This window comes from Eubacterium maltosivorans (genome assembly GCF_002441855.2).
Taxonomy (GTDB): domain Bacteria; phylum Bacillota; class Clostridia; order Eubacteriales; family Eubacteriaceae; genus Eubacterium; species Eubacterium maltosivorans.
The window spans coordinates 3,747,665-3,771,020 of the sequence record NZ_CP029487.1; the positions used below are offsets into that span (position 1 = coordinate 3,747,665).

Annotated in this window: 15 protein-coding genes and 1 tRNA gene; all 16 read left to right on the forward strand. The window is 52.0% G+C overall.

The features are described 5' to 3' along the window. Nucleotides 1-28 precede the first annotated feature (28 nt). Nucleotides 29-1,036, forward strand: coding sequence for a DMT family transporter (locus CPZ25_RS17355; protein ID WP_058695635.1), 1,008 nt, complete (start codon nucleotides 29-31; stop codon nucleotides 1,034-1,036). 11 nt (nucleotides 1,037-1,047) lie between these two features. Next, entirely contained in the window at nucleotides 1,048-1,332 is a 285-nt protein-coding gene (locus CPZ25_RS17360; RefSeq protein ID WP_096920061.1) for a hypothetical protein, read from the forward strand. A gap of 10 nt (nucleotides 1,333-1,342) precedes the next feature. Further along, complete coding sequence (locus tag CPZ25_RS17365) at nucleotides 1,343-2,752, forward strand: trimethylamine methyltransferase family protein (RefSeq protein WP_167495265.1); 1,410 nt, start codon at nucleotides 1,343-1,345, stop codon at nucleotides 2,750-2,752. 168 nt (nucleotides 2,753-2,920) lie between these two features. Then, complete coding sequence (locus tag CPZ25_RS17370) at nucleotides 2,921-4,519, forward strand: sensor domain-containing diguanylate cyclase (protein ID WP_096920059.1); 1,599 nt, start codon at nucleotides 2,921-2,923, stop codon at nucleotides 4,517-4,519. Between the two features lie 143 nt (nucleotides 4,520-4,662). Then, entirely contained in the window at nucleotides 4,663-5,616 is a 954-nt protein-coding gene (locus CPZ25_RS17375) for a helix-turn-helix domain-containing protein (protein WP_083337128.1), read from the forward strand. Between the two features lie 105 nt (nucleotides 5,617-5,721). After that, entirely contained in the window at nucleotides 5,722-7,509 is a 1,788-nt protein-coding gene (locus CPZ25_RS17380; RefSeq protein ID WP_207670830.1) for an ABC transporter ATP-binding protein, read from the forward strand. Beyond that, a complete protein-coding gene (locus tag CPZ25_RS17385) occupies nucleotides 7,509-9,251 on the forward strand; it encodes an ABC transporter ATP-binding protein (RefSeq protein ID WP_096920057.1) in 1,743 nt (580 codons plus the stop codon). Before CPZ25_RS17380 ends, CPZ25_RS17385 begins: the two co-directional genes overlap by 1 nt. A 445-nt stretch (nucleotides 9,252-9,696) precedes the next feature. After that, a complete protein-coding gene (polA, locus tag CPZ25_RS17390; RefSeq protein WP_096920056.1) occupies nucleotides 9,697-12,354 on the forward strand; it encodes a DNA polymerase I in 2,658 nt (885 codons plus the stop codon). A 61-nt stretch (nucleotides 12,355-12,415) separates the two neighbouring features. Next, nucleotides 12,416-13,030 (forward strand): dephospho-CoA kinase, encoded by a 615-nt coding sequence (gene coaE, locus CPZ25_RS17395; RefSeq protein WP_074618250.1) that lies wholly within the window; start codon nucleotides 12,416-12,418, stop codon nucleotides 13,028-13,030. A gap of 55 nt (nucleotides 13,031-13,085) precedes the next feature. Beyond that, nucleotides 13,086-13,175 (forward strand) — tRNA-Leu (locus CPZ25_RS17400). A gap of 263 nt (nucleotides 13,176-13,438) precedes the next feature. Further along, the gene (locus CPZ25_RS17405) at nucleotides 13,439-15,544 is read left to right on the forward strand and encodes a hypothetical protein (protein ID WP_058695626.1); all 2,106 of its coding nucleotides are present in this window, start codon (nucleotides 13,439-13,441) and stop codon (nucleotides 15,542-15,544) included. Nucleotides 15,545-15,546: 2 nt separating this feature from the next. Continuing rightward, nucleotides 15,547-16,230 (forward strand): response regulator transcription factor, encoded by a 684-nt coding sequence (locus CPZ25_RS17410; protein WP_096920054.1) that lies wholly within the window; start codon nucleotides 15,547-15,549, stop codon nucleotides 16,228-16,230. Next, nucleotides 16,217-17,560 carry a sensor histidine kinase gene (locus CPZ25_RS17415; protein WP_096920053.1) on the forward strand — a complete coding sequence of 448 codons (1,344 nt, stop codon included), beginning with the start codon at nucleotides 16,217-16,219 and terminating at the stop codon, nucleotides 17,558-17,560. The genes CPZ25_RS17410 and CPZ25_RS17415 overlap by 14 nt, the downstream gene beginning before the upstream one ends. Beyond that, nucleotides 17,557-18,696: an iron-containing alcohol dehydrogenase gene (locus tag CPZ25_RS17420; RefSeq protein ID WP_096920052.1), complete on the forward strand. Its 1,140-nt coding sequence runs from the start codon at nucleotides 17,557-17,559 to the stop codon at nucleotides 18,694-18,696. Before CPZ25_RS17415 ends, CPZ25_RS17420 begins: the two co-directional genes overlap by 4 nt. 20 nt (nucleotides 18,697-18,716) lie before the next feature. Continuing rightward, the gene (gene pcrA, locus CPZ25_RS17425) at nucleotides 18,717-20,921 is read left to right on the forward strand and encodes a DNA helicase PcrA (RefSeq protein WP_058695622.1); all 2,205 of its coding nucleotides are present in this window, start codon (nucleotides 18,717-18,719) and stop codon (nucleotides 20,919-20,921) included. A 30-nt stretch (nucleotides 20,922-20,951) separates the two neighbouring features. Continuing rightward, nucleotides 20,952-22,952 (forward strand): NAD-dependent DNA ligase LigA, encoded by a 2,001-nt coding sequence (gene ligA / locus CPZ25_RS17430; protein WP_096920051.1) that lies wholly within the window; start codon nucleotides 20,952-20,954, stop codon nucleotides 22,950-22,952. Nucleotides 22,953-23,356: the final 404 nt, after the last annotated feature.

Genomic DNA, 23,356 nt, shown 5'->3' on the forward strand with positions numbered 1-23,356 from the left:
CGCTTTTCAAAATAACAGGAGGAGAAAAATGGACGTTAAAGAAAAATTATATCAAAAAAACCTTTCCATTGCAAAACGGGGGCTGCTCTGGGGGCTTATGGGAGGGCTTCTGTATGGTATCAGCCCGATGTTTCAAACACTGGGGATGGGCACCGAACCTTTGAGCAGCGGCGCTGTTCTGGGCCTGTGCGCCATACCCATGATCGTGGGATGTCTTCAGGACTTTTCATCCGGGATATGGGTTTTAATTCCGAACCTGAAAAATGGGAAGGGAAAGGAGTATGTCCGCTCCGTAAAAACTAAACCCGGCCGTTTCATTCTGCTGGCCTCACTCTTCGGAGGGCTCATTGCCATGGCGGGCTTTACGCTCGGCGTTTACTTTGCAGGGCCAGTGTATCCGGTAGCCATCAGCGCGACCTTTCCTGCCATCGGAGCGGTATTATCACGGATATTTTTAAAGGAAAAAATTTCGGGCCGCGGCTGGTGCGGAATTCTGCTGTGTGTGGCCGGTGCCATCACAGTCAGCTGGGCGCCGCCGTCAGGGGACGCTTATCCGAATTTCTATCTTGGAATCGCCTGCGCAGTGCTGGCTTCTGTGGGCTGGTCCCTCGAGGGGATTATCTCCTGTGCTGGAATGGATTTTGTGGATCCTGAGATCGCCCTTGGCATCCGCCAGTTTGCATCGGGAACCATGTTCCTGTTTGTGCTGCCCTTTGTGGCCAGCGGTGTCAATCTGAAAGCCTTTGGCCTGTTGTTTTCAACACTGCCCAGCATGGCCTTTGTGTTTATCGCCATCGCGGGATTTGGAGCAGGTATCGGATATTTTTACTATTATAAGTGTAACAATGTCTGTGGCGCGTCAAGGGGGATGTCGCTGAATATTATTTATACGCTGGTTTCTGCGGTCTTATCGGTTGTTTTCCTCGGAAGCACCATCACAGCGACCTTTATCATTGGAATTATTGTTTTACTCTCCGGAGCGCTTATGGTGGTGGGAAAACCGTCAGAGCTGCTCTCGTTAAGAGATATCAGTTAGGAGGAAATAAAATGGCAGCGACAATGCCCATGCGCTTTAATATTATCAAGCAGATTATCGACAGCCCTGATGGGCTGAACCCACAGCAGGTATATGAGCGGATTTCACCTTATTACAAAGGCGAAAAACAGTGCAGCGAAAAGGAGATTGACGCTCAGCTGATGTCCCTTAAGGGGACTGGCCTGGTGGAGATTACAAATACAATAGAACGTTCCGATGGTTTTCTGGAATCGACCTATGTCATTACGGCTTATGGCAGGGAGCGCTCCCAAAAATACATTGGTGAATACTTATAAGGAGTTGAAAATGAGCCATATTCTCAAAAAAAAGGATTTAGAAACAATATATGACAAAGTTGTTGAAATATTAGAACAAATCGGCATTACCTTTGGAACTAAAAAAGCCCTGGAACTGCTTGCGAAAAACGGTGCGAAAATCGAAGGCGACAAGGCCTTTATTCCAAAGGCGCTCCTGGAAAGATGTCTGGAAAGCCTTCCCAAATATGATTATGAAAACCAAGGGCCAAAAAGAATCACAGCGACTTCTCCCTTTGGTATGGTGCCCACCATTCTGGATGATGAGACCGGCGTGTACCGGAGCGGCACAGTGGAGGATGTTGTGAAAATGTATAAACTCACCCAAACCTCAGACCTTTATGAGTGCGCCAGCCCCTGCGTTATCGACCCTGTGGACAACGACGCGGACGATCTGTACGTCGGCCAGATTGCCATGCTCCTTCGCTACAGCGATAAATGGCCTTCGGTTGGGATAAGGGCAACAGCCCAGAACTCAAAGGACGGAAACCTGTACCAGAGCGCGCGTAAATCCATCCGGCTTATCCGTGAGTTTTACGACGTGTGGGACGAACCTGTAATGGGGCAGTCTATCTGCCCCATGTCCCCCCTTGCCTACGACTGGGAATGCCTTGATAATTTAACCGCCGCCATTGAGGAAAAACAGAACATCATTCTCTGCCCCTGCAGTCTGACTGGGCTGACCGGGCCGGCGAGCCTGCTGGGGCTGGTGATCCACGATATTGCCATCTCCCTGGCCGGAATCGTTTATGCTCAGCTGCTTTCTCCAGGGATTGACGTCTCCATCTGCTCCTGCTCGGGCGCGACAGATATGCGCAGCATTCAGCCAGCCTATGGAACCGTGGAATGTGTCTATATTGAGGGGATGCTTTACGAATTCGCGAAGTATATGCAGATCGGCTGCACAATCTGCGGAGCACTGTCCGATTCCGCAAAGGTGGATTACCAGGCAGGGGCGGAGAGCATGCTGACAACACTGATGCCGTATTACGCCTCTGAAATCAATGAGGTCTGGTGCTATCCCGGCCTTATGTCTGCCTGGTACTGCGGCAGCTTTGAAAAGCTCATTCTGGATGAGGAAATGATGCGCAACGTCAATCGGGCTCTTAAAGGTGTGAATTTGAAGCTGGACCCTAAGCTGATGACGAGTTTGACAGAAGCCCAGGAAAAGAACACCTTCCTTCAGGGAAAAACGCCTTCAGCATATAGAAAAGACCATTATTTGACTAAAATTTTCAGCAAATATGGCGTTTCCCAGGATATCAGTCCAGAAAAAAACGACGTCAGATTAAAGGTGAAAATGGAGATCGAAAACCGGATTAATCAATATCAGGCGCCGGAAATTACGGAAGACCAGAAAAAGCTTTTACAGCCTTACCTTCCTTCAAAATGTTCGTTTTAAAACTTGGGAACCCGTATCGTCACGATACGGGTTCTTTTGTCATGTGTACTTAAACACAAAAAATTCAGCTTTTAAGAATATAACCTATTGTTGAATGGTATGATTTCATATATAATATAAATATATATGGATCAAGATGCCCGTCGGGACATTTGAGGAGAGGGAGCAATGGGGGAGAAAATCAGGAAAAGAAAAGCAGTTATTTTTGTGGTAACGTTTTTAGCGGTTAATCTAATAGCCCTGTCGATTATCACAGTTTGGGAGTCGGTTTCGGTCAACCAGCGGCTGACAGCTCACGCAGAGGAGATCGGGGCTGGATTTGATGAGGTCATGGACAGCTATGAGCGGTCCTTTATGATCTTTGCGCAGATGATGGGGCGGGAGATTCAGAACAATCCAAATCCGGATATTTTGTGGGATTACCTGAAAAGCATTGATGCGCCCCTGCTGGCCATTGAGGGCGAAACCTTTGACGGCTTGTATATGTACTACCAGGGGCGGTATCTCTACAGCTGGGACAAGCCCTATTCGGCCTACGAGGAGACAGGCTATGTGGCCACTGAGCGTCCCTGGTACAAGGACGCGGTAGCGGGTAAGGGAGAGATTGTTTTTACACCGCCTTATATGAGCTACGCCAACCACTATATTCTGACAACTATTTCACAGCTGCAGCCAGACGGCGAGACCGTTTTTGCCTATGACATTAAAATGGGCGACATTCAGAAGCTCGTTTCGTCCACGCTTCAATATGACAACGAGCAGATTATGATCTTTGATCAGAATGGAACAGTCATTGGAAGCACCAATACCGATTATCTGGGCGGCAGCTTCGACGCCAGTCTGGAGGACACTGCCCAGGCGTTATCACTGGCGCAGAGGGAAAAAGAAGCCCTTGACGCCACGGATGAGGCAGAGCTGGCCAAGGCTGAGGAAAAGATTCAGTCGGCCGCTGCCTTTTACAGCTTCAGGCAGGAGATAAACGACAGTTTGACCCAGGTGATGGAGACAGATCAGGAAACCATTACTGTCAAGCTGGGTGGCAGCCGCTATTACGCTTACCTGAACAGGAAAGACGGATATAGCAGCCTGGTGCTTGTTCCGGTGACGTCAATGCTGAAGGGCACCCTTGAGGTCTGGCTGGTTCCCCTGCTGATCGTGGAAATACTGCTGATCTATTTGCTGGGGCGCATTAGCAAGGAGCAGAGAAACCGCGAGCTTAGAAATGCCTATATCGAGCTGGGCCAGACCCAGCGGCGGCTCGAGATCGCCCTGTCGGCCGCCAAGAAGGCCGCGGCCATCGACGAGCTGACTGGCATGATGAACGACCGATCCTTCCAGAAGGAGGTAACCAGAACGCTGGACAGTATGGAGCCGGATGAAACCGGTATTCTGATCATGATGGATGGTGACCATTTTAAAGAGATTAACGATAATTACGGCCACAATATGGGAGATGAGGTCATAAAGCTTTCGGCCAAGATGATCATCGGCCGTATCCGGGTTGTGGATCTGGCTTCGCGGCTGCATGGCGATGAGTTTGCAATCTTCGTGTCGAATACTGAGGATTATGCAGTCGCCAGGCGGATCGTGGCCGATATAAACAACACCATCGCGCGAGAAGCCAGAAAAATGAATATTCCGTCTATCACCCTGTCGGGCGGCGCAGTTATTGCCAGACACGGTGATACCTATGTCGAGCTTTCAAAGGCTGCGGACAAGGCTTTATATAAGGCCAAGGAAAGCCACGACGGCGGTTTTTCCTGCTGAACAGGGTCTGTCGCATGAGCAAATATAAAAAACCAGGCATTTTTGCCTGGTTTTTTGCTGCTTTTTATTAACTTGCCATAAAAGCATCTGAGTGCTATAATGTATACCAATAAAGTTAGATAAACTTAACTAAGGCGGGTGATATGATGAAGCTTGAGTGCGAACAGCCATACTGTAATTATATTGAAGTCCTCCACCGGGATGATGAAAAAACCATTTACCGCATGAACTGCGGTGATGGCGACGGAATTATGGTCTGTTATCCGGTTTTTGACGGAGTGGAGCTTTATTACAATGATTTTCAGGCCTTTCGTTGCAGCGAGCCCGGCAATCGTCCTGGCACCAATTTCCTCGAAATAAACCACTGCCGTAAGGGTCGCTACGAATGCCGTTTTAAGAATCACTTTGCCTACCTCAGCGAAGGGGATTTAGCCATCATAGGCTGGGATTTTCCCTGTGACGCTTCCCGCTTCCCCCTCGGCTATTATAACGGCATTGAAATTCTTATCGACATTGCCCATGCCCAGGAGCACCTTTCCTGTGTGCTTGAGGGGATCGAAATTGACCTGGACAGGCTGAGACAAAAGCTCTCAGGCAACGGGGGGTGCTTTGTACTGCGGGCCACCAAGGAGATCGAGCACATCTTTGACGAGCTCTACCATGTGGACCCGCGGATACAAAAGGGCTATTTCAGAATCAAGGTGTTGGAGCTGCTGCTCTTTCTGAGTATTACTCCTTTTGACAGCGAAAGGGGCCGGCGGCGGTACCTTTCGGCCCGCCAGGCGCGTGTGGTGGAGCAGATACACGATGTCCTCACCCAAAATCTGGACCAGAACATCACCCTTGAGGATCTGTCAAAGCGCTTTGACATTGGCATGACCACCATGAAGAACTGCTTCCGGGCCGTGTATGGAAAACCCATCAATACCTGGCGCAGAGAGTACCGCCTGCATGTGGCGGCCCGGATGCTCAGAGAGACAGGCAAGAGCGTCCTGGAAATCGCCAACAGTGTGGGCTATGAGAATCCCAGTAAATTCTCCGACGCCTTCAGAAAACAGATGGGCGTCCTGCCCCTTGAGTACCGGAAAAATAATTGACCACATGGAGCATTCCGCCCGTCCGGGGTAGAGACAGAGACCGGTTAGGAGTAAACTGTTTCCTGTAGTTAGATATATCTAACTAAAAAGAGAAACAGAGGTGATATGATGCAACCACAAAAAGAGGCCCGGCGGGGGCTGTTTTCGTACGCGGGAAAGTATAAAGCCCTGTCCGTCTGTGCCTGTATTTTATCCGGGGTCAGCGCGGTTCTGGTCCTCATGCCCTTTATCTGCATCTGGCAGGTGGTGAGGGAAATTTTCGCGGTGCTGCCCAACGTGGGGCAGGCTCAGAATCTGAGTTACTATGGCTGGCTGGCCGTGGCCTTTGCCCTGGCAGGAATCATTACTTATTTTGCAGCCCTGATGTGTTCGCACCTGGCAGCTTTCAGAACAGCGCGCAATATGCGCAGCGAGGCGCTGCACCACATTGTCAGGCTGCCGCTGGGCTATTTTAACCAGAACAGCAGCGGCAGGCTCCGCCGTATCATAGACGAGAGCGCAGGGCAGACCGAGGCCTTTCTGGCCCACATGCTGCCCGATCTGGCGGGGGCCATTGTGACACCCTTTGCCATGCTGGCTATTCTGCTCATCTTTGACTGGCGGCTGGGCCTGGTGAGTCTGGTGCCCATGATCATTGGCTTTATTATCCTGTCACGGATGATGGGGACCAGCATGAACACATCCATGCAGCAGTACCAGAACGCCCTTGAGGACATGAACTCAGAGGCTGTGGAGTATGTGCGGGGTATTCCGGTGGTCAAGACCTTCCAGCAGAGCGTTTATTCCTTTAAGAATTTTCACGCAGCCATCAAGCGCTATAGCTCCTGGGCAGTGGATTACACCCTTAAATGCCGTTTGCCCATGTGCGGCTTTACCGTGTCGGTCAACGGCGTTTTCGCCTTTCTGATCCCGGCGGGAATCCTGCTGATTGCCAGTGCGGTGGACCACAAAACCTTTTTGCTGAATTTTATTTTCTATGTCCTGTTTACACCGGTCGTCACAGTCATGATGACAAGGATCATGTTCTCGGGGGAAAATGCCCTGATGGCCCGCGACGCGGCAAGGCGTATCGAAACGATACTCCTTGAAAAGCCTCTTGAAGAACCGGCAGTGCCTGTCAAGCCAGAGGGGGCGGGCATCGTGTTTGATCAGGTGCGCTTCACCTATTCAGGAAGCGATACCCCAGCCATCGACGGCGTCAGCTTTGAAATTCCAGAAGGCGCCACTGTGGCCATGGTCGGCCCCTCCGGCGGCGGCAAGACGACAGCGGCCAGCCTGATTCCCCGTTTCTGGGATGTGCAGGAGGGACGTGTCTGCGTCGGCGGTGTGGATGTTCGCCAGATCGCTACCAGCGATCTCATGGACCAGGTATCCTTTGTATTCCAGAACACAAGGCTTCAGAAGGCCAGCCTGCTCGAAAATATCCGCAGTGCCCGGCCCGACGCGCCGGCAGAGGCTGTGCTGGCAGCTGCCCGTGCCGCCAGATGTGAGGATATTTTTGAAAAGCTGCCCCAGGGTATCGACACCGTTGTGGGGACCAAAGGTCTTTATTTGTCTGGCGGCGAAGCCCAGCGGATCGCTCTGGCGCGCGCCATTCTGAAAGACGCGCCCATCGTGCTTCTGGATGAGGCCACTGCTTTTGCCGATCCCGAGAATGAATACCAGATCCAGAAAGCTTTTGAGGAGCTGACAAGAGGGAAAACCGTTCTGATGATCGCCCACAGGCTGACCACCGTCCGGCATGCCGACTGCATTCTGGTCATGGCAAACGGTAGGATCACAGAACAGGGAACCCATGAAGCGCTGCTTGAAAAGGGCGGTGCCTACGCCGCCATGTGGAAGGACTACCAGAGCACAGAAGCCTGGAAGATAAAAGGAAAGGAGGCAGCCTGATGACTGCTTATTTTCAGAAAAAGTTTGCCCTGAGCGAGCAGGGCGCAAGGGATCTGGTCAAGGCGGTTTTTGCCTGCACCCTGACCGATGTGATCCTCATGCTGCCCATTGGCCTTTTATACTTAGTCGCGACAGAGCTGGTTTCGCCCCTCATCGGGGGGAATGCTCCGGCGCCAAGCCTGTGGTTTTATATTGTCGGCTCGGTGATTGTCCTGGCACTGATCTTTATTTTTGAGTACATCCAGTACAACAAGACCTTTCTGGCATCCTACGCCGAGAGCGCGAACATGCGTATCCGGCTGGCAGAAAAGCTGCGGCGCCTGCCGTTATCCTTTTTCGGCAAGCGTGATCTGTCCGACTTAACCACCACCATCATGGCCGACTGCGCCGCTATGGAGACAGCTTTTTCCCATTATATCCCTGAGTTTATCGGGGCAGTAGCATCAGTCATTCTGGCCGGTGCCGGGCTGTTCGTCATGGACTGGCGCATGGCACTGGCGCTATTGTGGGTGCTGCCTGTGGTGCTTCTCATCATGGCGCTGAGCCGGGCACAGCAGAACAAGGTGGGCCGGCAGCACAACAAGGTAAAGCTGGACTGTGCCGACAATATACAGGAATGTATCGAAACTGTAAGGGAGATCAAGGCGAACAATCAGGAAAGCCGTTATCTGAAAAAACTTGACGACCTGCTGGGCAGAAATGAGAAAATCCAGATCAAGGCTGAGCTCAATACTGCCATGTTCGTAGTGACCTCCCAGATGCTGCTGCGTGTGGGCATTGCCACCGTGGTGCTTGTGGGATCAGTACTTCTGGTCAGCGGCCAGACCGACTTTCTGACCTTTCTGGTATTTTTGATTGCGGCGACCCGTGTCTTTGACCCCTTATCCGGCGCACTGGTTAACCTGGCGGCCATCTACGCGACCATGCTCACAGTGGAACGCATGAAGGAGATCGAGGAACAGCCAGTCCAGGAGGGCAGCGAGCAGGCAGACTACCAGGGCTATGACATTGTCTTTGATCAGGTGGGCTTTGCCTACAACAGTGGGAAAACCGTGCTCGAGGATGTATCCTTCACAGCTTGCCAGGGTCAGGTAACTGCTCTGGTGGGGCCTTCCGGCGGAGGTAAGAGCACCGCGGCCAAGCTGGCCGCCCGTTTCTGGGATATTCAGAAAGGGCGGATTACCGTGGGCGGTACAGACATCAGCACTGTAGAGCCTGAAACGCTGCTGAAAAATTTTTCCATTGTTTTTCAGGATGTGGTACTCTTTAACAACACCGTACTCGAAAATATCCGTATTGGACGGAGGAACGCCACCGACGAGGAAGTGCTGGCCGCGGCACGCGCCGCTCAGTGCGACGCTTTCGTCATGAAGATGCCCGACGGCTATCAGACCAAAATCGGTGAGAATGGATCGGTTCTTTCCGGCGGAGAGCGCCAGCGCATCTCCATTGCCCGGGCGCTGCTCAAGGACGCGCCGGTCATCCTCCTGGATGAGGCCACCGCCTCGCTGGATGTCGAAAATGAGTCCCAGATCCAGCGGGCCATCTCCAACCTGGTTAAAAACAAAACCGTGCTCATCATTGCCCACCGCATGCGCACCGTGGCCGGGGCTGACAAAGTTGTCGTCCTGGAAAACGGCCGGGTCGCACAGCAGGGAACGCCGGAAGCCCTCATGGAACAGGGCGGCCTGTACCGCCATATGGTCGAGCTCCAGCAGCAAAGCGAGGACTGGGCCATCTGAATATCAAAAAGAAAAGTCCATTCGACAAAGAATGGACTTTTTTAGTCCCCAATCCCTGTACATTTAAGCCGCTTTTGGTATAATGAAGCTGAGTCCAAATTTCCAAGGGAAATTTGGCAGGGCAAAGGAGCGTAAGCGGTTGCCCGGCAACGAAGCGAACGCAGAGGACGAGGAAATTTTCCTGAAGGGAAAAAAGAATTTCTGAGGAGTCTGTGCTCCAAAAAATGAGTCCAAATTTCCAAGGGAAATTTGGCAGGGCAAAGGAGCGTAAGCGGTTGCCCGGCAACGAAGCGAACGCAGAGGACGAGGAAATTTTCCTGAAGGGAAAAAAGAATTACCGAGGAATCTGTGCTCCTTGAAAAGAGTCCAAGCTTCGTCCTGCCCCTCAACCCGTATCGCCGCGATACGGGCTTATCGACCAAAAATAAATCCATGGAGGATTCACGTGAATAAAAAAAGTATCTTAATTGACGGAAACAGTCTGGTTTACCGTATGTTTTACGGCGTGCGCGAAATGTCCAATTCCAAAGGCATTCCCACAAACGCCATCTACGGCTTTGTCAACGTCTTAGTAAAAATCCAGAATGAGTACAAGCCGGATTATCTGGCAGTGGCCTTTGACCTGAGCGCCCCGACCTTCAGGCATAAGGAGTACGAGGACTATAAGGGCGGCCGTGACAAAATGCCCGAGGATCTGCAGGTGCAGATGGACCTGCTCAAGGAGCTGCTTGGCAAAATGGGGATTCCCATGATCACAAAGGAGGGCTACGAGGCCGACGATATTATCGGCACGCTCTCTAAGCAGGGAGAAGCCAGAGAGACGAAGACCCAGATTATCACAGGGGATAAGGATTCCTTCCAACTGGTGGACGACTATGTCAACGTGCTTTATACGGCAACCCGCAGCGGCACCCAGTTTGCCACTGTGGATGACGCCTACATCATGGAACGCTACGGTGTGACGCCCAAGGAGCTCATCGACGTTAAAGCCCTTATGGGTGACCCGTCCGACAATATTCCCGGTGTGGCTGGCATAGGCGAAAAGACTGCCATCAAGCTCATCAAGGAGTACCACAATATCGACACGCTGTACGAGCACATCGACGACCTCAAGGGAAAACAGAAGGAAAAGCTGGAAACCGGTAAGGAATCCGCCTTTGCCAGCCGCTTTCTGGGCACCATCTGCCTGGATGTGCCACTGGACCTGAGCCTTGAGGATCTGGCTTTCAAGCCGATCTTTACCGAGGAGAGCATCGAAATGCTCAGGGACCTGGAATTCAAGTCCATCCTCAATAAAATCCTGCCCGATGACGGCGAGGGGGACGCGCCAGTGGCGGCCAGCGATATCCAGTACACCACCATCGGCACCACCACCGAGATGATCACGGTCATGAACCGCCTGGCCAGGGAGCTGAAGCTGACGGTTTACGCCTACCGCGAGGACGACCGCGTCTGGGTGGCGGCGTACATCGGCGGTGTGTACTACTTTGTGGAAAAGCCCGCCATGGTTTCAGCCTTTTTCAGCGGCCTCGGTGAAATTCCAGAGGCCGACAGCCTGCAGACCGTCGGGCATGACCTAAAAAATCTGACACATATTTACCACAGCCAGTGCTCAGTCATCGTCAACTACACCTTTGACACCTACATCGGCGCCTATCTGTTGAATCCGTCCGACCAGCGCTATGATCTCCAGACCATTGCCATGAAATACCTTGGCGACACCATCCAGAGCGAGGAAGACTTCTTCGGCAAGGGCAAGACCCTGGTGAGCGCAGCGGACATGGACAGCGCCAGACTGGCTGCCTTTATGGTCAAAAACTGCGAGGTCATCCACCGTCTCGAAAAGCCCCTGTCAGAAAAGATCGAAGCTGACGGTATGACTGGCCTGTTCCAGAACATTGAGCTGCCCCTGCTCAAAATCATGGCTTCCATGGAGGAGCTGGGCTTTAAGGTCGATATCCACCAGCTTGAGGAGCTGTCTGTAGAATTTGAGAAAAAGATCGAGACCCTGACCTCGGAAATTTACGAGCTGGCCGAGGAGGATGATTTTAATATCAATTCCACCAAGCAGCTGGGCGCCATCCTCTTTGATAAGCTCAAGCTGCCAGTGGTCAAAAAGACCAAGACGGGTTATTCCACCAACGCTGAGGTGCTGGACCAGCTGGTGCTGTTCCACCCCATTATCCAGAAAATCATTGACTACCGCATGATCTCTAAGCTGGATTCCACCTATGGCAAGGGCCTGATAAAGCTGGTAGACCCAAAAACCCACAAGATCTACTCCACCTTTAACCAGACGGTTACAGCTACCGGGCGTCTGAGCTCCTCCGACCCTAACCTTCAGAATATTCCTGTCAAAACGGAGATGGGCCGGGAAATTCGAAAGGTATTTGTGCCATCAGCCGAGGACCGGGTACTGGTTGATGCCGACTACTCCCAGATTGAGCTGCGTGTGCTGGCCCACCTGTCTGAGGATGAAAACTTGATCGACACTTTTGTGAAAAACCAGGACATCCACACCCGCACCGCCTCCGAAATTTTTAACGTGCCCATGGACGCGGTGAGCAGAGAGCAGAGGAGCCACGCCAAGGCCATCAACTTCGGCTTGATCTATGGCAAGCAGGCCTTCAGCCTGGGCAAGGACCTTGGCATCACCCGGGGCGAAGCCCAGTCCTATATCGATCTGTATTTCTCCAGATACCCCAAGGTGCTGGAATACATGGAGAACATCAAGGCCGAGGCCAAGGAAAAGGGTTATGTGACCACCATCTGGGGGCGCAGACGCTATATCACCGAGATCAATTCCAGAAACCGGATGCTGGTGCAGGCCGGTGAGCGCATGGCGCTGAATACCCCGATCCAGGGCTCCGCCGCCGACATCATCAAAATCGCCATGATCAAGGTTTACGACCGTCTTGAACGCGAGGGGCTGAAATCCCAGCTGATCCTCCAGGTGCACGATGAGCTCATCATCGACACCCTCAAGACCGAGCAGGAAACCGTCATGAAGCTGCTGGTAGAGGAAATGGAAAATGCTGTGGATCTCAAGGTGCCTCTGACTGTGGATGCCCACGCCGGGGATTCCTGGTACGCGGTCAAATAGAAGCGGTTGCGCGAACCCGTATCGCCGCGATACGGGTCCGCTTTCTAAAAGGAGCAAGTCAATGAAAGTTATCGGATTAACCGGAGGCATCGCCTCGGGAAAATCGACAGTTTCCGCCATTTTCAGGGAGGAGTATAAGCTGCCGGTCATCGACGCCGATCTGCTTTCCAGAGAAGCTGTGCTGCCGGGCAGCCCCGGCATGCGCCAGATCGAGACCGCCTTTGGCCGTGAGGTTCTCCTGCCCGACGGCAGCCTGAACCGCAGCCGTATGGGGGAGCTCATCTGCGACGACAGCGCGGTGAGGGACCGGCTGAACGCTATCCTGCACCCGGCCATCAAGGATCTGTACTACGCGAATCTGGAAATGCTGAAACGGGACGGGAAGCCGCTTGTCATTTACGACTGTCCGCTGCTCATCGAGGCTGGCCAGCGCGATGAGGTGGACGAGGTCCTGCTGGTGGTGACCGATGCCCAGACAAGGCTTAAGCGCATTATGGAGCGGGACGGTGTGGACGAAAGCCTGGCAAAAAAGAAAATCGAGATACAGATGCCGGATGAAAAAAAGATCGAGCTGGCAGACACCATTATCTATAATAACGGTACGCTGGCCGACCTCAAAAACAGCCTTGATTTTTATATGAAAGAAAAATTAAAAAATGCTTGCATTATGAGCTAAGACCGTTTATAATAAATAAGGTCACGGACCGGTGATACAATCGGTCCGCATTTATGCGAGGATGGCGGAATTGGCAGACGCGCAGGTTTGAGGGGCCTGTTGGAACTTATCTCCAGTGAGGGTTCAAGTCCCTTTCCTCGCACCATTTTTAAAAAACAAAACCATGGAAGAACATTCCATGGTTTTTTTATTTCTGACCCGTATCGCGGCGATACCTTTTGAAAATAATTTTTCCTACCAGAGAGTGTGTTTCTCTGGTTTTTTGTGCTTTGGCCAAATCTTCCCCGCTTTTTATCTACATTATTTAAGGGTTTTATGATAAACTATAATGAATTATGCAAAGTGTTAGATGTGGATGAAGGATTTTTATAAATAGATCTATTTTATATCGAAAGGAAGGGTGTTTTAATGAAGAATTGTTGTGAAAAATGCGGAAAAGAACTGGGGTTTTTTGAGCGTTCTTTAAAAATAAACAATTCGCGGATTAACATACAATACGATGCGCTCTGCAGCGAATGCCACAAAACCATCAAGGAGGGCATCAGCCAGATCGACGAAATGTACCAGCGTGTCATGGGAAACCTCAAGGAAAATTACCGCGCCACCAACATGGCAGCCGTGGATATTGACACCTTGATCTTTCTGGCAGTCGAAGCGCTGCTGGTCATCGAACCGAATTATTTTTCTGACAAGACCAGCCTGAACCAGACCATTATCAACCGGACCGACCGGATCATTAACAAACAGAACGACATGGCCAAGATTGTCTACAAGGTGCTGCTCTATGGCTTCTTTGACAATCTTGAAAACAACGGGCTGGACAAGAGCAAGAACTTTGTCAGCTACATGATGCAGAATACTCTTTACATGGAACAGCTGTCCATGAACTGCAGCGAGGAAGTGCCGCGGACCTACGTTAACGCCTTTTTCTCCCGCAAGGGTTTTATCATGGAGCGCATTGAAAAGAAAACCCTGCTTTATGTCATGATCAAGGACGAAACCGTCATTGACTACGAAATGAAGCAGACCGAGGATTATTACCTGATCGACTTTAAAAATCTTTTCTATACCGGCGATCCGGGAAAAAATGTCCAGTGTTATGTGAACGGTGTGGAGAACGCAAAGACCATCACCAAAACCATCGATAATTTTAATACAAAGACTACCAAAAAAGAGGAGCGCCGCATACGCGACACCCTGAACATCATTAACGAGAAAGTTGTGAGAGATCTGAAGTCTCTGAAGCCTGATGAAGCCATCGACACCATTCATCTGGACTGCGTGCTGCTCTGTATCGCGAAAAATATAAGAAATGACCCCGAGGGACGTAAATCGCCCATTCAGGCCCCAGACGGCCTGACAGTGGATCTGCTCTGGAAAAAGTACACGGCCAATCTGGCGCTCATGGGCATCGACAGCAAAGAAAAGGCCGCCGAGTATATTGCCAAGAACTGCCTGTATGCAGACGGCTTCCATGTAAAATACGGCAAAAAAGATCCGGAAACAGGCTGGGCTTTCTTTACGACCAAAGGCTATATCGTCGCCTTTGACCAGAGCAAGCGGTTGTTTTTCATGTATACCGACGACTATCCCAACGACCTGTACTTCCCTTGTAACGAGATGATGTATAACGGCCGCCAGTACCTCCAGCTGCCAATGGAGGACGAGGTGCCAAACGACGACGAGCTGGACGGCATCCTGTTCTTCAGCCGTGACGTTAAGCTGATTATGGGCATTGGCCATTATTTTGAGCGCAACAATATGTTTTACCAGATGGAAAACTTCATCGAGGTTGAGGAAGCCGTCTACGGCGATCCTGAGCAGCTCATGGAGGTGAAGCGGGTGTCCGACCACCTGTTCAGGGATTTTGGCTACATGCCCTTCTGCCTGTATGACGAGTGGTATGTGATCCAGAAGGAGCTGCGGCAGGATGATATTCTCCTGAACCGGCTGATTCCCGAAAAGAGCGGCCTGCGCAAACGCTACGCCACCGGAGATGTCATCTACGCGCCCAAGATTCTCGATGCCTTTAAAAATGGAGCCAGAGAGCTCCAGGACAATCTGGAGATCATGGGTGAGAGCATAGCAAAGGGGCTGCTGTGGTGCTATTTCAAGGCCTCTCTTATCGATACACTGTCCAAGGAGTGGGTCCGCATCGGCGGCGATATCCTGGCAGCCGGTGACGACCTGGTGACCGCCTTTTTCAAATATTCCAGCCTCAAGACCATCGAACCGGAAAAGACCTACTATATCGGCTTGTTTATCTACTATCTGATGGATAAAAACATTCTGCCGGATACCGATTTTCTGGACAATTATGAGCGGGCAGTGCAGACCTTCCTCGAATGTAAACGGGAGGTAGACCGCACTCTGGCCGAGCAGCCGGCAGAGCCCATAACCCAGGAAATAAATACCGAGCCTGAAACGCCCCGGCCGCAGGCGGCACCGGCAGACGCGGCCCCCGAGCCCGAATTCAAGCCCCTGAACTGGGAAGATGACAAGCGGGGTGAATAAACATGCGCGTTTTACTGGTAGAGGACGAGGTATCCCTGGCAACCGCCCTTGGGAAAATCCTCGAAAAAAATAAAATCCTGGTTGATGTGGTCCACGACGGCATCGAGGGAAAGCTGCTCAGCGAGAACGATGTCTATGATGTTATTGTCCTTGACATTATGCTGCCAGGCATGAGCGGGCTGGACATTCTCAAATCCATCCGCGACCGCGGTAAGAACGTGCCTGTGCTGCTCCTGACCGCAAAAGACAGCACTGCTGATAAGGTAAAAGGCCTGGATATGGGCGCTGACGATTACCTCGTCAAGCCCTTTGTCACCGAAGAACTGCTGGCCCGTATCCGCGCTCTGGGCAGGCGTCCCTGGGAGGTCTACCAGGACAATGCCATTACCTTTTCCGATTTATCGCTGAATATCAACAGCGGAGAGCTGCTCATAGACGGCGCGCCCATCAAGCTGACCTCTAAGGAGGCCCAGCTGCTGGAAATGTTTATCAGAAACCCGGGTATGACGATCTCAAAGGAACAGATACTTGACCGGATCTGGGGGATTGAAAGTATGGCCATGGAGAATTCTGTCGAGATTTATGTTCATTATCTGCGGAAAAAACTGAAGAAATCCCGGACTGTTATCAAGACGATCCGTGGTCTGGGCTATGTGCTGAAGGAAGAGGACAATGCTCAGCCTTAATAAATTAAGATTGAATCTGACACTGATGAATACCGCGGTCCTGATTGGATTGTCGGTATTTGTCGCTGTTTCGCTCTATTTAACCATCAATATGGATATGGAGTCCGGCGTCAGCAATAACCTTGAGATCTACTGCTCTCAGCTGGCCAACAACGTCGAGCAGCTCCAGACACAACAGGAGGGCGGCGCGGTTGCGCCAGAGACCCAGAAGGGCTATCAGGAGTTTAAAGACACTCTGGTGCACAACAGCATCGCTTTTACGATCTGGGACGATGCGTTTAACGTGGTGGACAAGTCTGAGTCCCAGCCCTTGAATCAGGACCAGCTTTTCCGGCTTATTAACCGCTATTTCAGCGGCAACCGGGACAAGTATTTGATCAGTGACTACGAGACCGACGACAACAATCTTAAAATCTGTACCTATGTTACCGTCAGTAAGGATGGTGAAATGCGGGTGGTGCAGGCCATGAAAAATATGGATACGGAGCGTGGCGTGTTAAAGAATGCGGTCCGGATGATCCTTATCGTGGTGCTGGCCGGCGCGACCCTTTCCTTACTGTGCGGTTATTTTCTGTCCGGCAGGGCGCTGGTGCCAGTGCGAAAGAGCATGGACCAGCAGCGGGAATTCCTCGCGGATGCGTCCCATGAGCTCAGGACGCCCATTGCTGTTATCCAGACCAATCTGGAGGTGGTGAAGGCCAGCGGCGACGAAACCGTTGAAAGCCAGGCCACCTGGCTGGATAACGCCTATGACGAAACCAAGCGCATGCACCACATCGTGGAGGATTTGATGTTCCTGGCCAGAGCCGATTCCGGCGACGTGCACTTTGAGCCCATGCCGGTGGATATGAGCTACCTGATCATGGAGGTTACCGAGCGGTTTATCCCCATGGCCGCACAGAAATCCATCACGATCCTCAGCAAAGTTCCTATGGAAGAACTGAACGTGATGGGGGATGAAAAGCAGCTGACCCAGCTCATGGTTATCCTCATCGACAACGCCATCAAATACACCGAGCCGGGGGCTGACGAGCGGAATAAAACCATCGTCGTCCAGGCTGAGCGGATCGAGGAAGGTATTGAGATCTGTGTGGCCGATAAGGGCATTGGTATTTCAAAAGAGGAGCAGGAAAAAATCTTCCAGCGCTTCTACCGTGTGGATAAGGTGCGCTCCCGGGCAGAGGGCGGCACAGGCCTGGGCCTGTCCATTGCCTACTGGATCGTCCAGAAGCACAAGGGCATGATCAGGGTGGAAAGTGAAGAAAACCTGGGAACCAAAATGATGATTGTGTTCCCGGCTTATGAAGGACCAAAGGAGGCAAATGAATGAAAGAATTAAAGTTTAACGGCAGTAAGCTGGTTACAGGACCAGGCGCCATTGATTATATTAAGAATCTGGATGGACAGCGGATCTTTGTGGTTACTGGGAAGTCCGCGATGTTTAAAAACGGAACCATCGACCATATCAGAGCGGTTTTCGCGGAGCAGGGAAAAACCTGTGAAGTGTACAGCGGGATTGGCGGCAATCCGACCACAGGCGAGGTGCTCTCTGGCCTCGCGGCCATGAAGGCCTTTGATCCGGACACCGTCATGGCAGTGGGCGGCGGCTCCGCCATCGACGCTACCAAGGTCATGACCCTGATGTGCGAATATCCAGAGCTTACACTGGAGGATATCCGCGGCGGAAAAGCGCCGTCAGAGCGCAGGAAGCTTCAGTTTATCGCCGCACCGTCCACCTCTGGCACTGCCAGCGAGGTCACCCGCGCAGCGGTTATTACCTTTACAGAGGAAAACATCAAGGTGGGCCTGAAGACCACGGCGTTTATCCCCGACATCGCCATCCTCGACGGCAACCTGACCCTGTCCATGCCAAAACACGTTATGGTGGAAACCGGTATGGACGCCCTGACCCATGCGGTTGAGAGCTATATCAACAAGAACAATGACGATTTCTGCAAGTTCATGTCCAAGGGCGCGGTGGAAGGACTGTGTGCGTACCTGCCGCTTTCCTATGAAAAGGGTGACGTTGAGAACCGGCAGAAAGTACACAACTTCCAGTGCCTGGCGGGTATGGCCTTCCAGAACTCCGGCCTGGGGATGGATCACGGCATTGCCCATGCCTTTGGCGGACGCTTTGGCACCAGCCACGGCCTGCTCAACGCAGTGGCCCTGCCCTATGTGCTCAAATACAACGCCCGGGATGAGGCGGTAAGGGCAGATCTGGATGAGCTGTCAAGAGTGATCGGTGCCGATATTATCGATACCATCGAGGGCTTTAACGCCCGGTTTGGCGTCCCCAAAACCTTCAGGGAGATGGGGATCAGCGAGGAAGACTTTAACAGCCATTATGAGAGCCTTCTGGACAATTCCATGAAAGGCTCGACCGCCCGTAATCCGGTGCCGATGACCCGTGAGGAAATGGACAAGGTCTTAAAAAGCATCTACTACGGCGATATTTTGTTTTAGAGAGAACAAGCGGAGGAACAATGAGTTTATTAGACGGACTGAATGAACAGCAGAGGGAAGCGGCAGCAACGACCGAGGGGCCGGTTTTGATTCTGGCCGGTGCCGGTTCCGGGAAAACCCGGACCATTATCCACAGAATCGCATATATTATCGAGAGTAAAAAGGCCTGGCCCTCACAGATACTGGCCATCACCTTTACCAATAAAGCGGCGGGCGAAATGCGTGAGCGTATCGCGGCCATGAACGTGGAGGAAAGCGACCGTATCTGGATGTATACTTTCCATGCCATGTGCGCCCGCATCATGCGTATCCACAGCCAGTGGCTGGGCTACAGCGATAATTTTGTCATCTATGATACCGACGACCAGAAGCGCCTTTACAAAACCCTGATCAAGGAGCTGGACTTTAATGATAAAATGTTTCCGTTCCAGTATGTATCGAGTCAGATATCAACAGCCAAAAATAATTTCTGGACGCCGGAGGATTACCTGAAGAATAATCCGGGCGAGTTCAGGGCAGAGAAGGTGGCGCAGTACTACCGCCTATACCAGGACACCCTGAAAAAGAACAACGCCATGGATTTCGATGACCTCATCTATAACACCCTGGTGCTGTTTAAAGGCTTTCCCGAAATTTTGGAGCAATACCAGAACCGGTTTAAGTACATCCTGGTCGATGAATACCAGGATACGAACCACAGCCAGTACGAGCTGGTCAACCTGCTGGCAGCAGGACACCGCAACCTGTGCGTGTGCGGTGACGACGACCAGAGTATTTATATGTGGCGAGGAGCAGATATCAACAATATCCTCGACTTTGAAAAGGACTATCCTGACGCCAAGGTGGTCAAGCTGGAGGAAAATTACCGTTCCACCAGTGTGATTCTGGACTGTGCCAACAAGGTGATCGCCAACAATACTGGCCGTAAGGATAAAAACCTCTGGACCAGAAATCCCGGGGATGATAAAATCGTTGTCTCATCCTTTAACCAGGGCTATGACGAGGCCCGCTTTGTAGCCCAGGAAATCGAGAACCTCCGGGCCGATAAGGGTTATACCTATGGTGATTTTGCAGTGCTCTACCGCACCAATGCCCAGTCCCGTCTCTTTGAAGAGGCCTTCATGCGTGAGGGCATGCCTTACCAGCTCATCGGGGGTACAGGCTTCTACTCACGTATGGAAATCAAGGACATTATTTCCTATCTTCATGTACTCATCAACCCACTGGACAACATCGGCTTCATGCGCATCGTGAACGTGCCCAAGCGCGGGATCGGCACAGCCACCCTGGAAAAAATCAGGGAATTTGCCGAGTTTAAGGGCTGGAGCCTCATGGAGACCTTCTATCACTGTGAGGAAGTGCCGGAGCTCAGCTCCAGTGTGCGCAACAAGGTCCGCGAGTTTGCCATGGTTATGGAGGAGCTGCGGGACCGCTGCGAAACCGATTCAGTCAGTGAGCTCATCGACCATGTCATCAAGGATACCGGCTATCTTGAGATGCTGGAGCTTGGAAAGCTGGACCACAGCGAGAGCCGTATCGAAAACCTCGAGGAGCTGATCTCCTCCGCTGTGGAATTTGAAAAGAACAGCGATGACAAGAGCCTGACCGCCTATCTGGAAACAGTCGCCCTGACTGCCGAGACCGACAAGTATGACAGCGAGGAAGGGAAGATCCTGCTTATGACCCTGCACAATGCCAAGGGACTCGAGTTTCCTGTGGTCTTCCTGCCAGGCGTGGAGGAGGGCATCTTCCCCCACGGCCGCTCCATGGACAATCCAGAGGAAATGGAAGAGGAACGCCGTATCTGTTATGTGGGCATCACCCGCGCCAAGGAGCGGTTGTATATGTCATGGGCGGCAGAACGCACCGTTTACGGACGCCGCCAGCCCCAGATACAGTCCCGCTTCCTGAAGGAGCTGCCTCCGGAATGCCTGGAGCTGAATGTCCAGAAATACGAGCGCAACGAGATTGTCGAGGAAGCCTCGGTTGAGAAAAAGACATACAGTTTTTCCGACCATTTGCAGCATAAACCCAATGTTTATAAATCCGCAGCGCCTAAAAAGGCCAAGGAGGAAAGCTCCGGTGCCTTTAATCTCAGCGATAAGGTCAAGCATAAAAAATTCGGCATCGGCACCATTGTCGAGGTAAAACCGAACCAGGTGTCAATCGCATTCCCGGGAGTGGGTATAAAGAAACTGGACCCGTCTTATGTAACAAAAGCCTAGGTCTAAATTTTGCGTTGAGGACAATGACTTATGAATGAAGAATTAAAACAGGCTGAAGCCAAAATCAGCCAGCTTAAAAAACAAATTGAGGAAAACAACGTCCGTTATTATGATAAGGACGCGCCCGTCATTCCAGACTACGAGTACGACCGCATGATGCGGGAGCTCATCAGTCTGGAGACTGCCTATCCGCAGTTTTTGACACCTGATTCGCCGAGCCAGCGTGTGGGCGGCGCGCCGTCAGAGGCCTTTGAGAAAGTGAACTACACCACGCCTAAGCTCAGCCTCAGCAACGCTTTTAACGCCGGGGACCTGAGGGACTTTGATACCCGTATCCGCAAGGTCTACCCCGATGTGGAGTACTGTGTCGAGCATAAATTCGATGGCCTGACCGTTGTGTTAGACTACGAAAACGGACTGCTGGCCCGCGGCTCTACCCGCGGCGACGGCGTGACCGGCGAAAATGTCACCCAGAATCTGAAGACGGTCAAGACCATTCCCCTGCGCCTCACAGAGCCGGTGACCCTGGAGGTCCGGGGGGAGGTGCTGATCTATAAGGAGGACTTTGAGCAGCTGAACGCTGCGCGGGAGGAACAGGGCGAGCCCCTGTTCGCCAATCCCAGAAACGCCGCCGCAGGCTCTATCCGCCAGCTTGACCCTAAACTGGCGGCCGAAAGGCCTCTGGACATCTTTGTATTTAACCTGGAATACTGCGAGAACCGGACCTTCGAGACCCATAAGGAAAGCTTTGATTTCCTCACACACTGCGGTTTTAAAACCAGTGAGGTGAAGCTTTACAGCAGCATGGAGGACATTATCACCTACATTGAGGAGATGGAACATGGCGGAAGAGAGGCCCTGCCCTATGAGATTGACGGCATGGTCATCAAGGTCAATAATCTGGCAGAGCGGGAGCGGCTGGGGGACACCTCCAAATCACCCCGCTGGGCCATTGCTTACAAGTTCTCGCCCGAGCAGACCGTGACCACTGTGCGGGACATCACGGTGCAGGTGGGCCGTACCGGCGCTCTGACGCCTGTGGCGGAGCTTGAGCCTGTCCTGCTGGCAGGCTCCATGATCTCCCGGGCGACCCTCCATAACGAGGACTACATCATCGACAAGGATATCCGGATTGGCGACAAGGTTGTAATCCAGAAGGCCGGGGATGTTATCCCCGAAGTCGATCATTCCATTCCAGAGGAGCGCACCGGCGCCGAGGTCATTTTTACCATGCCCACCCATTGCCCGGTCTGCGGCTCCAAAACCTACCGGGTGCCCGGTGAGGCAGTAACTAAGTGCCTGAACATGGACTGTCCGGCCCAGGTATTTCGCAAGATTGTTCATTTCGCCTCCAGAGATGCCATGAATATCGACGGCATGGGTCCGGCGGTGGTAAGACAGTTGCTGGATAACGAATTGATCCACACCATTGTGGATATCTACCATGTTTCTAACCGTCGGGAAGACCTGACCGGGCTCGAAAAAATGGGCGAAAAATCTGTGGATAACCTCATAAACGCCATAGAGGATTCCAAAAGCAGGCCGCTCTCCAAGGTGGTTTTTGCCCTGGGAATTCCGCTGGTAGGAGCCAATGGGGCCAAAATACTGGCCTCCCACTTTGGCAGCATGGACGCCCTTATGGAGGCTTCCGAAGAGGAGCTGACAGAAATTTATGACATCGGCGGCAAAATGGCTGTGGAAATTGTGGATTTTTTCAAGACCGATGCAAACCGACGTATTGTGGACGGCCTGCGGGAGGCTGGTGTCAACATGACGGAAAATACCGCCAGGGCCACTGCAGAACTCGCAGGGAAAACCTTTGTCCTGACCGGCACACTGCCCACCATGGGACGCCGTGAGGCCAAGGAGATCCTGGAGAGCCACGGCGCCAAGGTGTCCGGCTCGGTCAGCAAAAAAACTGATTATGTGCTGGCCGGAGAAAACCCCGGCTCCAAGGCCGAGAAAGCCATGAGCCTGGACGTGCCCGTTATTGACGAGGAAGCCTTTAAAAAAATGGTCGGCCTGGAATAAAAATAAAACCAAGGGGTATCGTGGCGATACCCTTTCAGGGTGTAGATAAACTTTATCATGAAGATTTGAAGCGTTAAAGAGAGGCGGTTCTTGCCAATGTCCGGCTATTCTTATTATGCGGCACGATTCCTGGCCGTTATCCGCAGCGCCTGGACCTTTTTGGTTATCTGGATAAAAGGCGCAGTCTTGGGCTGCGCCACTTTTTGACAGCCTGATGCGGCAGAATACCGCATTTTCAATCCGGTCATGAACCTTCCACTTTCAACGTTCCACCGTCCACCTTTGTTCAGCCCGTATCGCCGCGATACGGGCTGAATTTCTGCGGGTTGAATTTTACTGAAAATAATTTACATTTAAAGGGTTTTGAATTATAATGATATAATGAGAAAAATTTACCCGAAAGG